The 14,180-nt window shown below is 71.3% G+C and carries 14 protein-coding genes; 3 read left to right on the top strand and 11 right to left on the bottom strand.

The window, feature by feature from the left end:
- Positions 1-206: 206 nt before the first annotated feature.
- The 7 genes from pepF to ACQUST_RS01640 all read right to left on the bottom strand — a co-directional run bounded on the left by pepF (position 207) and on the right by ACQUST_RS01640 (position 7,992).
- On the bottom strand, positions 207-2,003 hold the full coding sequence (gene pepF / locus ACQUST_RS01670) for an oligoendopeptidase F (RefSeq protein WP_435124196.1): 1,797 nt from the start codon (positions 2,001-2,003) through the stop codon (positions 207-209).
- 202 nt (positions 2,004-2,205) lie between these two features.
- Positions 2,206-3,018, bottom strand: a complete 813-nt coding sequence (locus ACQUST_RS01665; protein WP_435124194.1) for a glycerophosphodiester phosphodiesterase — start codon at positions 3,016-3,018, stop codon at positions 2,206-2,208.
- Positions 3,015-4,250, bottom strand: a complete 1,236-nt coding sequence (locus ACQUST_RS01660) for an ABC transporter ATP-binding protein (protein WP_435124192.1) — start codon at positions 4,248-4,250, stop codon at positions 3,015-3,017. Before ACQUST_RS01660 ends, ACQUST_RS01665 begins: the two co-directional genes overlap by 4 nt.
- Positions 4,251-4,254: 4 nt before the next feature.
- A complete protein-coding gene (locus tag ACQUST_RS01655; protein ID WP_435126074.1) occupies positions 4,255-5,094 on the bottom strand; it encodes an ABC transporter permease in 840 nt (279 codons plus the stop codon).
- Between the two features lie 140 nt (positions 5,095-5,234).
- Positions 5,235-6,254 carry an ABC transporter permease gene (locus ACQUST_RS01650; RefSeq protein WP_435124190.1) on the bottom strand — a complete coding sequence of 340 codons (1,020 nt, stop codon included), beginning with the start codon at positions 6,252-6,254 and terminating at the stop codon, positions 5,235-5,237.
- 3 nt (positions 6,255-6,257) lie between these two features.
- Entirely contained in the window at positions 6,258-7,463 is a 1,206-nt protein-coding gene (locus tag ACQUST_RS01645) for an extracellular solute-binding protein (protein ID WP_435124189.1), read from the bottom strand.
- A 130-nt stretch (positions 7,464-7,593) separates the two neighbouring features.
- Complete coding sequence (locus ACQUST_RS01640) at positions 7,594-7,992, bottom strand: hypothetical protein (RefSeq protein WP_435124187.1); 399 nt, start codon at positions 7,990-7,992, stop codon at positions 7,594-7,596.
- 125 nt (positions 7,993-8,117) lie between these two features.
- On the opposite strand from ACQUST_RS01640, the gene hisS reads away from it, so the two are divergent.
- The 3 genes from hisS to ACQUST_RS01625 all read left to right on the top strand — a co-directional run bounded on the left by hisS (position 8,118) and on the right by ACQUST_RS01625 (position 10,781).
- On the top strand, positions 8,118-9,431 hold the full coding sequence (hisS, locus tag ACQUST_RS01635; RefSeq protein ID WP_435124185.1) for a histidine--tRNA ligase: 1,314 nt from the start codon (positions 8,118-8,120) through the stop codon (positions 9,429-9,431).
- Positions 9,432-9,498: 67 nt separating this feature from the next.
- Positions 9,499-10,389: a tRNA pseudouridine(38-40) synthase TruA gene (locus ACQUST_RS01630; RefSeq protein ID WP_435126072.1), complete on the top strand. Its 891-nt coding sequence runs from the start codon at positions 9,499-9,501 to the stop codon at positions 10,387-10,389.
- A 143-nt stretch (positions 10,390-10,532) separates the two neighbouring features.
- Entirely contained in the window at positions 10,533-10,781 is a 249-nt protein-coding gene (locus ACQUST_RS01625; RefSeq protein ID WP_435124184.1) for a hypothetical protein, read from the top strand.
- 25 nt (positions 10,782-10,806) lie between these two features.
- On the opposite strand, the gene ACQUST_RS01620 is transcribed toward ACQUST_RS01625, so the two are convergent.
- The 4 genes from ACQUST_RS01620 to ACQUST_RS01605 form a co-directional block, all read right to left on the bottom strand.
- Entirely contained in the window at positions 10,807-12,129 is a 1,323-nt protein-coding gene (locus ACQUST_RS01620; protein ID WP_435124183.1) for a M28 family peptidase, read from the bottom strand.
- A 91-nt stretch (positions 12,130-12,220) separates the two neighbouring features.
- Positions 12,221-13,105: an EamA family transporter gene (locus ACQUST_RS01615; protein WP_435124181.1), complete on the bottom strand. Its 885-nt coding sequence runs from the start codon at positions 13,103-13,105 to the stop codon at positions 12,221-12,223.
- 46 nt (positions 13,106-13,151) lie between these two features.
- Positions 13,152-13,745 carry a DUF7411 family protein gene (locus tag ACQUST_RS01610; protein ID WP_435124179.1) on the bottom strand — a complete coding sequence of 198 codons (594 nt, stop codon included), beginning with the start codon at positions 13,743-13,745 and terminating at the stop codon, positions 13,152-13,154.
- Complete coding sequence (locus tag ACQUST_RS01605) at positions 13,746-14,096, bottom strand: DNA-binding protein (protein ID WP_435124177.1); 351 nt, start codon at positions 14,094-14,096, stop codon at positions 13,746-13,748.
- Positions 14,097-14,180: the final 84 nt, after the last annotated feature.

Genomic DNA, 14,180 nt, shown 5'->3' with positions numbered 1-14,180 from the left:
ATTTTTCGGGTTCGCACACCGCGGCGGCGACGCGGTGTGTGAATCGCGCGGCGAAGCCGGCGAGAGCCGGACGAACGAGGAGCGAAACCGGCCGGCGACGCGACGAGTGCGGCGCGGTGCGGGCTGCGAGTCGAAGCCGAAGGCCGAACGGTACAGGTCGAGCGGTGCAGGTCGAGCGGGCTGGGGAGAGCAGACCGGGGGAGCGGCTACAGGTCGAGCAGTTCCTCGGCGCGGCCGAGGTACTCGTCGTAGACGCCGATTGCGGACTCGATGGGGTCGGCGGACGTCATGTCGATGCCGGCGATGTCGAGTACGTCGATGGGGTACTCGCTGCCGCCGGCTTTCAGCGCGTCGCGGTAGTCCGCGGCGGCGTCCTCGCCGCCGTCGAGGATGCGTTCGACGATTGCGGCGGCCGCCGAGATGCCCGTCGAGTACTGGTAGACGTAGAAGTTGTAGTAGAAGTGCGGGATGCGCATCCACTCGCGGCGGATGTGGTCGTCGACGTGGGCGTTCGCGTAGAACTCCTCTTTCAGGCCGCCGTAGTAGTCGTCGAAGACGTCCGGCGTCAGCGGCTTGCCGTCCTCGACGTGCTCGTGAATCTGCTGTTCGAACGCCGCGAACATCGTCTGGCGGAACAGCGTCGACCGGAACCGTTCGAGGTACTGGTCGAGCGCGTGCAGGCGGAGTTCGTCGGAGTCGGCGTTCTCCAGCAGGTGCTGGGTGAGCAGCGTCTCGTTCACCGTCGAGGCGACCTCGGCGACGAATATCTCGTAGTTCGCGTACTGCCACGGCTGCGCCTCCTTCGCCAGTTCGGAGTGCATCGAGTGGCCGAGTTCGTGCGCCAGCGTGTACATCGAGGAGACGTCGTCCTGGTAGTTCATCATGATGAACGGCTGGGTGTCGTACGTGCCGGCGGAGTAGGCGCCGCTGCGCTTCCCGCGGTTCTCGTAGACGTCGACCCAGCGGGACTCCAGCCCCTCGGCCATCCGACGCTGGTACGGCTCGCCGAGCGGCGCGACGGCCTCGACGACCATGTCCGTCGCCTCCTCGTAGCTGACGTCGGGGCCCTCCTCGCCGGTCAGCGACATGTAGACGTCCCACATTTCGAGGTCGTCGACGTCGAGGGCGCGCCGCTTCAGTTCGGCGTGCCGCTGGAGCGAGTCGAGGTTGTCGCGGACCGTCCCGACGAGGTTGTCGTACACCTCGACCGGGACGTTCGGGCCGTCGAGCGCCGCCTCCCGGGCGGAGTTGTAGTTCCGGGCCTCGGCGAGCTTCACGTCCTTCTTCGTCGACTTCGCGAGCGTCGTCCCGACCGTGTTGCGGACGTCCGCCCACTCCTCGTAGAACGACTCGTGGACGCGCCGGCGGAAGTCGCGGTCGGGCTTCTGCAGCAGCGTCGTGAAGTTCCCCTGTGACACCTCGATCTCCTCGCCGTCCGGCCCCTCGACGGACGGGAACGTCATGTCGGCGTCCGACAGCATCGAGTACGTCTCGCTCGGCGCGTTCGTGACCTCCGAAAGGTCGGCGAGCAGCTCCTCCACCTCGGCGGAGCGGGTGTGCGGCTTCATCCGGAGCGCGTCGTCGAAGTAGTGTTCGTACTCGGCGAGCGCCGGCTCCTCGTCGATGAACGACTCGACGTCGTCCCAGTCGAGCTGCTGGAGTTCCGGCTCGATGAAGCTCGACGCGCTCGACGCCTCCGCCGACAGCGACTGCGCCTTCGACGCCATCGCCTGGTACTCCTGGTTCCGGGTGTCCTCGTTCGACCGGAGGTTCGCGTACTGCGTCACCGTCGCGACCTCCCGCATCACGTCCTCGTACGTCTCCAGCAGTTCACGGAGCGTCGCCGCCGACTCCGTCACTCTGCCCTCGTAGGCGCGGACGTCGTCGATGCGCTCTCGAACCGACTCGTAGGCGTCCTCCCACTCCTCGTCCGAGGCGTAGATGGAGCCGATGCTCCACTTGTACTCCTCGTCGATTTCGGACCGCTCGGGAAGCGAACTCATAGCCGGACCTTCCCGTGCGCGCCGGTAAGTCTTACCAAACGCCCGGATTTCCGGTTCTCGAACGCCGCGCGCCGGCCGTCGCACCCGACGCGCCGAACGTACCCCAAATCCGCGCGTATAAACTATATTTCGCGATATCAAATCCCGAGTTCGTGGCGCCGACCCGAGACCGGCGCCGCTTCGGCCGTCGTTCCGCGCTGCGTCACTCGGTTCGCCAGCCGAGTCCGGGGTAGTCGGCGATGATGCCGTCGACGCCGGCGTCGCGGAGGGCGTCGGCTTCGCGCCACGTGGTCACCGTCCAGACGTTCACGTCGTAGCCCTCGTCGGCCGCGACGCCCACGAGGTCGGTGCCGCCGAACGCCGACCGCGGCGGGAGGTGCGCGTCGTCGATTCGGGCGTCGCCGACGGCGGTTTTCGGCGGGTGGATGGCGTCGGCGTCGTACCGGCGCGCGAGCGCCAGGCCGGCGTCCGGGTCGTCCCAGAGCAGCACGGCGAGCGGCGTCTCCGGCGTGGCGTCGCGCGCGGCGGCGAGCGCGCCCTCACAGAACGACGACAGCAGCACGTCGTTGTCGGCCTCGGCGGCGGCGTCCGCGACGGCGTCGACCAGCGGCCGCCAGACCCCGGCGCGTTCGAGCCGCGCGGCGTCGTCGAGCAGTTCGCCGGGCCGGAGGTCGGTGCGGCCGGGGTTCTTCAGTTCGACGTTGACGGCGGTGTCGTCCGGGAGCGCATCGAACAGGTCGCGGAGCGTCGGCACCGGCTCGCCGCTGTCGAACACCGACAGGTCGGCGAGGTCCGCGGCGGTGGACTCCCAGACGTAGCCGTCGCCGTCGGTGACGCCGCGCGAGCCGGCGCGGTCGTCCAGGCGGTCGTCGTGGAACAGGACCGCGTCGCCGTCGGCGGAGAGCTGCGCGTCGACCTCGACGGCGTCGGCGTGCTCGGCGGCGGCGACCGCGGCCGCGACGGTGTTCTCCGGGGCGACGCCGGCGAACCCGCGGTGGGCGATACGGCGCGTCATCGGTCCGGCTCCGAGCCGCCGTCCGGTTCCGGGGCGGCTGCTCGCTCCCCGGGACTGTCCGCCGGCGGTTCGGCGCTCGGAGTCGACGCCGCGGGCCACTCGTCGCCGTCGACGACGTGGATTCCGGCCGGGTCGACGCCGACCGAGACGGTGGCCCCGACCGCCGGCACCGGGTCGTGGCGGCCGAGTTCCGCCGTCAGTTCCGGGCCGCCGTCGACGTCGAGGACGACCTCGGTTTTCTCGCCGAGGTAGAAGCGGTCCGCGACCGTCGCCGTCGCGTCCCCGGCCGGCGGTCCGGCGTCGGAGCCGTCCGCCGCGACGACGACGTCGTCCGGGCGGACCGTGACGGTCACGTCGCCAGCGCGGTCGGCGACATCGCCGTCACCGTCGTCGTCCGCGTTGCCGCCGCCGTCCGCGCTGTCGGCGTCGTAGTCGAAGTCGACCGCCGAGTCGCGCGGAGCGTCGACCGCGGTGAAGCCGAAGTCGAGCGCGCCGTCGCGGACCGTCGCCGTGAGGAGGTTCGAGGTGCCGACGAAGTCGGCGACGAACGCGGAGGTCGGCCGTTCGTACACCGCCTCCGGCGTCCCGACCTGCTCGACGACGCCGTCGTTCATGACGGCGATGCGGTCGCACATCGCCATCGCCTGCTCCTGGTCGTGGGTGACGTACAGCGTCGTGACGTCGAGGTCGTCGAGCAGCGCGCCGATTTCGGCGCGGAGCTGGTGTTTCAGTTTCGCGTCAAGCCCGGTCATCGGCTCGTCGAGCAGCAGCACCCGCGGTTCGACGGCGAGCGCGCGGGCGAGGCCGACGCGCTGCTGCTGGCCGCCGGAGAGCGTCCGCGGGTCGCGCTCGGCGAGGTCGGCGATGCCGAGCATCCGGAGCAGCCGGAGCGCGCCGTGGACCCGGTCGGCCGCCGGGACGCCGTGCATCTTCATGCCGAACTCGACGTTGCCGCGGACTGTCATGTTGTCGAACAGCGCGTACGACTGGAAGACGAGCCCGACGGTTCGGCGCTCGGGCGGGACGTGCGTGACGTCCTCGCCGTCGAACCTGACGACGCCGCCCGTCGGGGTTTCGAAGCCGGCGAGCAGCCGGAGCGTCGTCGTCTTCCCGCAGCCGGACGGGCCGACGACGCCGAGCGTCTCGCCGTCGCGGATAGTGAGCGAGACGTCGTCTACGGCGGTCGTGTCGGCGAAGCGTTTCGTGACGGAGTCGAGCGTGATTTCGGACATGGGATCAGGTTCGGGTGGTTCGGTCCCAGCCGCCGACGGCCTGCAGCAGCAGCGTGACGGCGCCGACGAGCAGGAAGAACACGGAGACGGCGGCGGCGGTCGTCAGGAACGAGCTGTTCGAGATGTGCGCTTTCAGAAACAGCGCGAGCGGCGGCGTGCCGCGCGAGAACACGATGTACGAGAAGTTGAACTCGGCGGCGGCGAGCGTCCAGCAGATGATGGAGCCGGAGACGATGCCGGTGCGGGCGTTCGGGACGATGACGGTGAGGAACGTCCGCGGCCACGACGCGCCGAGCGACCGGGCGCTCTCCTCCAGTTGCCGGAGCGGCATCGACTCGAAACTGGACTGGACGGCCATCACCATGTACGGCGCTTTCAGCAGCGAGTAGCCGACGACGAGCCCGAGCACGGACCCGGATATTTCGGGGTACGCGCGGAGGAACGCGACGCCGAGGATGATGCCGGGCGCGAGCGGCAGCACGGCGAAGGCGTTCACCCACTCGCGGCCCGCGAAGTCGTACCGCGAGACGGCGTACGCGACGGGGACGCCGACGACGAGGTTGATGAGGACGCCGCCGAGCGCCAGCCCGACCGAGAACAGCAGCGGGTTCTCCCACGGCGGCCACTGCGTCACGCCGAGCGAGCGCTCCGCGGCGCCGGTGACGCCGTCGCTCAGCCCGAGCACCGACGCCCAGTGCGTCGTCGTGACGAACCCGGACGGGAGCGCGCCGGTCCACGACCGGGCGAACGAACTCACGAACGTCGCCAGGACGGGCGCCGCGAGGAAGACGAGCGTCGCGACCAGCACGGCGACGACGAACGACCGGCCGAACCGCGCCGACAGCGACGCGGCGCCGAACCCCGACGGAGATCCCGGGTTCCGCGTCGTCGCGGCCGCGGTGCCGCCGGCGTCGGCGTCGGCGTCGGCGGAGGCTGCCGCGTCCCCCGCGTCGTCCGCGATTGCGGCGTCCGCGGCGTCGGTCGTCACATCCCCACCTCCGCGTCGGTGTACCGGAGGCCGAGGACGGTGAATCCGAGGACGAACGCGAACCAGACGGTCGCCATCGCGGAGGCGACGCGGATGTTGAAGCCGTTCGCGAGTTCGCGGTTGATCTGGAGCGTCCACACCGGCGGCTGAATCGCCGTCAGAATCAGGACGGTGCCGAAGATGGCGAACGCCGTCCGCAGCGACAGGATGCCGGCGCCGACGACGCCCGACCGGATCTGCGGGAACGTCACGTACCGGAACGTCCGCCACGGCGACGCGCCGAGCGCCCGCGCGGCCTCCTCGGCGTCGGTGTTCACTTCGGCGTACGTGCCGCGCAACAGCAGCAGCGCCCGCGGCACCATCGTGTACAGGTAGCCGAAGAACAGCCCGACCACGGACGTCGCGACGGCGAGCGACGTCGGCGGCCGCCCGGAGAGGAACGCGAGCAGGTTCGTGACGAGCCCGGCGTTCCCGGCGAGCACGATAATCATGAACGCGGCGACGATGCCGGGGAGGCTGTTCGGGAACGACAGCACCGTGAGGACCGCGCCCTTCGCCGGCAGGTCGTACTTCTCGAGCGCGTGCGCCACCGGCACCGCGACGGCGAGCGCGCCGAGCGTCGTCGCGACCGCGAACCACACCGTGTTCACCGCGACCGCGCGGTAGTAGCCGTCGGTGAACAGCGTCCGGTACGCCTCGACGGAGACGCCGGGGAACGACGGCTGAAGCCGCCGGGCGCTGGTGGCGACGACGTCGACGACGTTCACCGTGGTCGTGAACTGCTGGGTGGACAGGCTGATTTTCAGCATCTCCCACAGCGGGTAGAAGCCGGCCACGGCCGCCAGCGACGCGAACGGCAGACACAGCAGCACGAGCCGCCGACGCGCCCGGTCTCGCTCGGTGACCGGCACGACGACGCCGCGGAGCGCCGCGAGCGCCCGCGCCGCTCGGCCGGGGGAGGCGCGGCCCGTCGAGAGCCCGGTGTGCTCGCCGCCCGACTCCGTGTCGGTCGCCATCGCCTACAGGTTCGCCTCGCGGTTGATCTGCTGGATGATGCCCTCCTGCTTGTTCACGAGTTCGGCGTAGTCGACCTGGAACTCGGTGGCGGCGTAGACGTCCTGGGACGGGAACTGCTCGGGCATTTCGAGTTCCGGCGCACGGATGGGCCGGACGAACGCGTCGAGGAACTTCCGCTGGCCTTCGAGCGACAGGACGTAGTCCATGAACAGTTTGCAGGCGCCGGGGTTCGGTGCGCCCTTCAGCATCCCGAAGCCGTACGGCTGATTGAACGCGCCCTTGTTGCCGTTCTTCCCCTTGAGCAGCGCGACGCCGACGTTCTCCTTCGGGATGTCCGGGTTGTTGTACTTGAGGTTCAGCCCGGAGTAGTCGTACCGGATGAACGTCGAGTACTCGCCTTTCGTGAACTGCGCGAGGAAGTTGTCGGTGAACTCGGCGCCGCCGGACTTGAGCTGCTTGTAGTAGTCGATGACCGGCTGGAGGTCGTCGAGGCTGCCGCCGCGGGCGTTGTTCACCGACAGCGCGGAGGCGAGGCCGACGGCCGCGGTCGGCGTCTGCAGCGCGAGGTCTTTCGTGATGTCCGGGTTCAGGAGGTCCTCCCACGTCTCCGGGGCGTCGAGGCCGCGCTCCTCGTAGATGTCCTTCCGGTAGGTGACCGCCGTCGTCATGCGGCGCGTCGCCGTCATGTGGCCGTTGTCGGTTTTCAGTTTGGACGGCACCTTGTCCCAGTTCGCCGGCTTGTACGCCTGCGTCAGCCCGTCGTTCATCGCGAGGATGCCGTAGGTGTAGCCGCCGTTGTACGCCGAGTGCGTCGGGTTGTTGGCGTGCGCCCGGAGGTCTTTCAGCGCCTCGCCGGACGACCGGTCGTCGTCGTTGAGCGCGACGCCGTACTGCTGTTCGAACGCCTTCATGATGGCCGGCCAGTTCGACCAGCCCGACTGGACGGCGTAGACGTACAGCGTGTCGGGGAAGTTCGCGGCGTTCACCGTCGTCCGGTAGTCGCCGTAGCCGACCTGGTACGTCTCGCCGCCGCTGCCGCTGGTCCCGCCGCTGCCGCTGGTTTCGCTGCTTCCGCTGGTACCGTTGCTTCCGCCGGAAGCCGCGTTCTGGCTGTTGGAGGAGCCGTCGGTACAGCCGGCGAGTCCGCTCGCCAGCGCGAGCCCGGAGGAGGCGAGGACTGCGCGTCGCGTCCGCTTGTCGTCGTGCATGACGTCCGGTGGTCGACGAGACACCCGAATAAACGTCGCTAAGAGGGGTATGCGCCGCTATGTAGCGCCCGGGAGCGATGCCGAGCAGTCGGCAGTCGCCGGTCGGCAGTCAGCGGTCAGTGGTCAGTTCTCAGCCTGCGACGCCGCGCCGGCGGACCGCGCCGCCGACGACGGCGCCGACGGACGCGAGCAGGAGCGACCCGGCGACGTACAGCGCGACGTACGGCCACAGCGGCGCGTCGAGCGGTCGCGTCGTCCGCGTCAGGTCGAACAGCACCCACGCGACGAAGCCGACGGGCGGGCCGGCGGCCGCCGGAATCCAGGTCGAAACCGGGGCGCCGCCGGCGGTCGCGGCCGCGGCGTACACCGGCGGGAGCAGCGCGCCGACCCACAGCGTCGCCGCCGGAACCGGGGAGGCGACGCCGGCGTCGGAAGCCGCGAAGCCGGCGACGGTGCAGGCCGCCGCGACGACGCCGACCGCGACCGAACCGCGAACCGTTCCGGCGGAGCGGGACCAGTTGGGGGACACGGCCGCACAGACGGACGCGCGGTACATAACCGTCCGTGCCGCATCGCGGTCCGGGTGGTCGCCGTGACGGCGAGTATCACCCGAGAACCACGACATTAAACCGAGTCCCGACGGAATCTCCGTGTATGACTACCTACGAGCACCTGAAGGGGTTCCGTGACTTCTACGCGCCGGAGATGGCGGCGCGGCGGGAGGTCATCGACACCGTGGAGGGCGTCGCGGAGCGGTACGGCTTCCGCGAAATCGGGACGCCGCGGCTCGAGCGCGCCGCGATGTGGACGGACAAGAGCGGCGACGAAATCGTCGACGAACTGTACGCGTTCGAGGACCACGGCGGCCGGCACGTCACCTTGACGCCGGAGCTGACGCCGACGGTCGCGCGGATGTACGCCGCGAAGTCCCAGGAGCTCAGCAAGCCCGTGAAGTGGGTGTCGACGCGGCCGTTCTGGCGGTACGAGGCGGTCCAGCAGGGCCGGTTCCGCGAGTTCTACCAGACGAACGTCGACATCTTCGGGTCGTCGGACCCGTCGGCCGACGCCGAGGTGCTGGCGGTCGCCGCCGACGCGCTGACGGCGCTGGGGCTGGACGCCGACGACTTCGAGTTCCGGGTGAGCCACCGCGACATCCTCGGGAGCCTCCTGCGGTCGTTCGACGCCGACGTCGACGTCGAGGACGCCATCCGCGCCGTCGACAAGTCCGAGAAGGTGAGCGAGAACGAGTACCTCGACCTGCTGGCGGACGCCGGCCTCGGCTACGACGAGGCGCGTGAGTTCGACGACCTGCTCGGCGTCACCGACCCGGCGAACCTCGACGAACTCACCGAGTTCGCGGACTCCGCGGCGCTCGACGACGCCGTCGAGAACCTCCGCGCCGTCCTCGCGGCCGCCGACGACTTCGGCGTCGGCGAGCACTGCGACCTGTCGCTGCGCACCGCCCGCGGCCTCGACTACTACACCGGCACCGTCTTCGAGTGCTTCGACTCGAAGGGCCGCGTCTCCCGCTCCGTCTTCGGCGGCGGCCGCTACGACGACCTCATCGAGCAGTTCGGCGGGCAGCCGACGCCGGCCGTCGGGGTCGCGCCGGGCCACTCGACGCTCCACCTGCTGCTCGAGGAGGCCGGCGTCTACCCGGACGAGGAGCTGGCGACGGACTACTACGTCCTCCAGGTAGGCGACACCCGCGGCGTCGCCGCCCGCGTCGCCCGCGACCTGCGCGCGAAGGGCCACGTCGTCGAGACCGACGTCTCCGACCGGAGCTTCGGCGCGCAGATGGGGTACGCCGACTCCATCAACGCCGAGACGGTCGTCATCGTCGGCGAGCAGGACCTCGCGAACGACGAGGTGACGCTGAAGGACATGGCGTCGGGCGACCAGACCACGGCGCCGGTCGACGACTTCCCGGGGGACCGCGACCGGCCGACGTACGGCGACTACGCCTGAGCGTGCCCCGCGCCGCCCCGCGTCGCCCGACGCTGCCCCGCGCCGCCCCGCGCCGCCCGGACGGATGATGCGCGCCTACCGCGTCGCCTACGACGGCCGTCCGTACTTCGGGTTTCAGCGCCAGCCAGACGTCCCGACCGTCGAGGACACGCTGTTCGACGCGCTCGCCGACCTCGGCGTGCACGACCCGGACGACCCGAAGCCGGTGGGCTACGCCGCCGCGGGCCGCACCGACGCCAGCGTCTCGGCCGTCGCGCAGACCGTCGCGTTCGACGCGCCGAAGTGGCTGACGCCGCGCGCCGTCTGCTCTGAACTCCCCGGCGACGTCCGGGTGTGGGCGGCCGCCGACGTCCCCGACGACTTCCACGCCACCCACGACGCCGCGCGCCGCGTCTACCGCTACCACCTCCACGCGCCGGACGCGTCGCTCGACCGCGCCCGCGACGCCGCCGTGGCGCTCTCCGGCGAACACGACTTCCGCAACCTCACCACCGACGACACCGGCACCGTCCGCGACGTCTCCGTCGAGGTCTACCGCGACCGCAGCAGCGACAGCGACCGCAGCAGCGACCGCGGTGGCAACACCGACAGCGACAGCGGCGGCGACGACGAGTTTCTGGTTCTCCGTGTCGCCGCCGGCGGCTTCCCGCGGGAGTTCGTCCGCCGACTCGCCTCCGTCGTCCGCGGCGTCGCCGTCGGCGACACCGACCGCGGCCGCGTCGACGAGGTGCTCGGCGCGGAGCGGCTCGCCGGGCCGGCGGGGATCGCCGCCGCGCCGCCCGAACCGCTGGTGCTCGTCGGCGTCGACTACCCCGGCGTCGCGTTCGCGGCCGACCCGCCCGCAGTCGAAACTATCCGGGACGTGTTCGGCGAGCGCCGCGTCGACGGGCTCGTCCGCGCCCGCGTCGCCCGCGACGTCCTCGACGGCGTTTCGGCGCCGGAAACCGAGCGAGGCTGAACGGACCTCGGGAGTCGTGAGAGCAACGGAGGAGCCGCGCGAACCACGGACGAGTCACGGAGGAGCCGTGCGACGCCGACGGAGCCCGGCGGACGCCCCGGAATCCGCCTGGCTTACCGGCGCTGCGGCCGACAGTCCGGGCCGTGATTCGACGCGAGGTGTGCTGGGACGCCGCCGTCCGCGCCGCGTTCGGCGCGTTCACGGTCGTCGTCGCCGAGGCGGTCGGCGACTGGCTCGCCGGCGCGCCGCTGGTCGGTCCGCTGGTCGACCTCGCAGCCGTCGGCGCCGCGCTCGTCTACGGCGCCTTCCACGTCGCCCGCGGCGTCTGGCTCGTCGTCGAAGCCGCTGTCCGCGAGGTCGAAGAGGGCGAACCGGAGGACCCGTTGGTGTAGCGGTGGCGCGCCGCGTCGACGCCGGTCAGTCCCAGTCGTCGGGCCACAGCCCGGCTGCGCGCATCCCCGGTTCGAAGTCGGCGTCCCGGAACGCCTCCTCCAGGTCGTACGCGTCGAGCGCCGGCACCTCGGTGTCGTCACGGCCGAGTTCGCGGACGAGTAGCGCGGCGAGCGCGCCGTGTTCGCGGACGTTCCGGTCGTCGACCTTGTCGCGGGTGTCGGCGTGGGTGTGCCCCCAGCCCCGGCCGCGTTCGCCGCTGTCAGAGTGCAGTTGCAGCGCCGGGACGCCGCGCCGGACGAACGGCCACTGGTCCGAAAACGGGTGCGGCTCCTCGCGCACCGACACCGGGTGGCGGGTGCCGTCGGCGACGCGGCGCGCCACGTCCGCCGTCGCCTCGGAGGTGTGCGTCATCGCGACCAGGTCGCGGAACCGGCCGGCGCCGTCGATGTTGACGACGGCTTTCACGCCGTCGAGGTCGGTCTCCGCGGCGAGGTGTTCGGCGCCGAGCAGGCCGGTCTCCTCGCAGCCGACAGCGGCGAACCGGACCGCGGTGTCGAGGTCGACGGCGGCGAGAATCCGGGCCGCCGTGACGAGCGTCGCGATGCCGCAGCCGTTGTCGAGTGCGCCCTCCGCGATGTCGTGGGCGTCGTAGTGCGCCGTCACCAGCACCGCCTCGTCGGTGTCGGGGCCGGTCCGGCCGAGGACGTTCTGGCTCTCGCCGTCGACGGTCTCCGCGTCGACCGACAGCGCCAGTTCGCCGTCGCCGGCGTACTCGGTGAGCCACGCCCCGGTCTCCTTGCTCACCCCGACCGCCGGAATCGCGGCCTCCTCGCCGAACGTCAGCGACCCGGTCGGCGGCAGTTGCCCGGCGACGTGGTTGACGAACACGAACGCCTCCGCGCCCGCGTCGGCCGCGTAGCCGAACTTCTCCATCCGGTGGATGAACCGGCTCCCCTTCGGCGTCGTCGTCGACGCCACCGCGATTTTCCCGTCGACGTCCGCCTCGTCGATCTCGTCGGGGGTGCCGTAGCCGACGTCGACGAACTCGGCTTCCACCTCGCCGGGCGGGCAGTACGGCAGCGCGATGGCCTCGAACGACCGGCGCTCCGGCGTCACCAGTTCGAGGTCCGTGGCGCCGCGCCGCCACTCACGCATCCCGAACGGCTGGTCGCGCACCCGGTCGAGCCCGGCGTCGCGGAAGGCGTCGGCGACCAGCGCCGCTGCGCGCCGCTCCCCGTCGCTGCCGCCCATCCGGCCGCCGATGGCCGTCAACTCGGTGAGGAACTCCCACGGCCGGTCGTCGACCCACGTCCGGCCAACCGCCTCCGCCATGTCGGCGTCGTCCATGGACGGACTGAGCGCAGCCACGGCAAAAAGCCGTGGGACGAGCGGACGACGCAGCGAGGCCTGGCGGCGGCAGCGGTCGGCGAAACCGGGGCTAGATGGCGAGCATCGTGACGCCGGCGACGGCGAGCGCGGCGGCGGCGAGCCGGATTCCGAGGTGCTTCTCGCCGAGGACGACGCCGCCGAGGATGACCGCGACGACGGCCTGCGTGTTCACGATGGGCGAGGCGATGCTGGCCGGGACGGCGGCGAACGCGACCGCGGTGAGGTGCTCCGCGGCGGCGACGACGAGGCCGGCGGCCGCGAACGTCCGGTACTCCAGGGGTCCGTCCGGCCACGACCGGACGGCGAGCGGCAGCAGCACCAGCGGGACGCCGACGAGCGACGTGAGCACGAGCGCCTGCGGCGGCAGGCCGACGTCGGAGACGACGGCGCGCTTGGCGACGTCACCGACCGCGTACGCCATCGCCGACAGCAGCGCGAGCCGCGCCGGCGTCGACGTGGCGGCGCGGCGGAGCGGCGCGGCGAGGTCGCCGCCGCGGTAGTTCGCGACGTAGACGGCGGCGGTGACGACGACGACGCCGGCGACCGCGAGCGGCGGAATCGTCTCGTCGAGCAGCACCACCTCCAGCGGCAGCACGAACACCGGGACGACCTTGTTTATCGGGGCGACGTAGGAGACGTCGCCGCCGTCGAGCGCCTCGATGAACAGGACGTAGCCGGCGGCGACACCTCCGACGACGGCGGCGAGCGCGGCGGCGCCGCTCCAGCCGATTTGGGCGGGCGATGGGAGCGCGGCGACGTCGACGGTGGCCGCGGCGACCGGCGCGTACCACGCCAGCGCCGCGACGTCGACGAGGACGACGAGCACCGACGCCGGGTAGGCGGAGAAACTGTACTTCAGCGAGAAGAGGTAGCCGCCCCACAGCACCGCGGCGGCGACCGCGGCGGCGAGGCCGAAATCGAGCGGCAGAGTCACGTCCGCTGCTGCGTCGGGGGCGGTGGAAAACAACCCGGTTTCGGGTTCAGTCGCGGCGGCCGCGGACGTACGTCTGCTCGTGGTTCGGGAAGACGTCGTCGACGGCGCCGGGGCCGTACTCGTCGGCGAGCAGCGCCCTGAGTTCGCCCTCGTAGTCCGCCTTCGGCACCTGCTCGCTCGGCCCGACATCGACGTCGAAACTGGCGTCGACGAGGCGGTCGACGGCGTCGCGGCCGAAGCCGGCGAGCGGCGACAGGTAGTCGACGCCGTGGCGGTCCTCGAGCGACTGCGCGAACGCGCGGGACACCGTCGGGACGCGGTCGTCGCGGCGGGTGCCGTCGGCGACCGCGTCGACGTCGGTTCCGGCGACGGATTCGAGGGCGTGTTCGTGCACCTGCTGGATGCCGTTGCGGGGGTAGCCGTCCTCGTACATCGTCTCGACGGCGTCGGCGGCGACCGCCGGGTCGAGTTCGTGGACCGCGAACGGGAATCCGAGCGACTCGGCGGCGCGGCGGGCGTGCTCGTGGTCGTCGGTGACGCCGAACTGCGCAGTGACGAGCGTCACGTCGTAGAACCGTTCGAGGACGAGCGCGGCGAGCGAGGAGTCTTTCCCCCCGCTGTACAGCAGCGCGAGCTCCATTCAGCGCCGGCGGATGTCGAAGCTCTTCTGGTCGGGCTGCAGCTCGCGGAGCAGGGACTTCATCTGGTCCTCGTCGATGCGGTCGTTGATGCGGCCGCTGCGGGCGAGCGCGACGACCTGCTGTTTCACCTTCTTCGCGAACTCGGGCTTGCTCATCTCGACGGCGTTCAGCCGCTGGCGGGCGCCGTCGGTGAGGTGCTGTTTCAGCATCGCCTCCTGCTGCTGTTCGGCCTGCTGCTGGGCGGCCTGCTGAGCCTCCTCGTCGCCGCCCTGCTCCGCGCGGTCCTGCAGCTGCTCCATCTTCTTCTGCCGAAGCTCCTCCAGTCGCTCGTCGTCCGGGTTTTCGCTCATGGAGGGTCGTAACTGGTGGGGCGGCAAAACCGTTGCGGGGACGGCGAGGTGCGAGCGAAGCGAGCACCTCGACCAACCGCGGCG

Source organism: Halobaculum sp. D14 (assembly GCF_051195135.1).
GTDB lineage: Archaea > Halobacteriota > Halobacteria > Halobacteriales > Haloferacaceae > JBNTKA01.
This window is presented reverse-complemented; position numbering and strand designations above follow the sequence as displayed.

Coding starts and splice junctions, on each gene's coding strand:
- ACQUST_RS01605 (WP_435124177.1), bottom strand. CDS start 14,096: ATGAGCGAAAACCCGGACGACGAGCGACTGGAGGAGCTTCGGCAGAAG.
- ACQUST_RS01645 (WP_435124189.1), bottom strand. CDS start 7,463: ATGCACGACGACAAGCGGACGCGACGCGCAGTCCTCGCCTCCTCCGGG.
- ACQUST_RS01620 (WP_435124183.1), bottom strand. CDS start 12,129: ATGGACGACGCCGACATGGCGGAGGCGGTTGGCCGGACGTGGGTCGAC.
- ACQUST_RS01630 (WP_435126072.1), top strand. CDS start 9,499: ATGCGCGCCTACCGCGTCGCCTACGACGGCCGTCCGTACTTCGGGTTT.
- ACQUST_RS01665 (WP_435124194.1), bottom strand. CDS start 3,018: ATGACGCGCCGTATCGCCCACCGCGGGTTCGCCGGCGTCGCCCCGGAG.
- pepF (WP_435124196.1), bottom strand. CDS start 2,003: ATGAGTTCGCTTCCCGAGCGGTCCGAAATCGACGAGGAGTACAAGTGG.
- ACQUST_RS01660 (WP_435124192.1), bottom strand. CDS start 4,250: ATGTCCGAAATCACGCTCGACTCCGTCACGAAACGCTTCGCCGACACG.
- ACQUST_RS01650 (WP_435124190.1), bottom strand. CDS start 6,254: ATGGCGACCGACACGGAGTCGGGCGGCGAGCACACCGGGCTCTCGACG.
- ACQUST_RS01610 (WP_435124179.1), bottom strand. CDS start 13,745: ATGGAGCTCGCGCTGCTGTACAGCGGGGGGAAAGACTCCTCGCTCGCC.
- hisS (WP_435124185.1), top strand. CDS start 8,118: ATGACTACCTACGAGCACCTGAAGGGGTTCCGTGACTTCTACGCGCCG.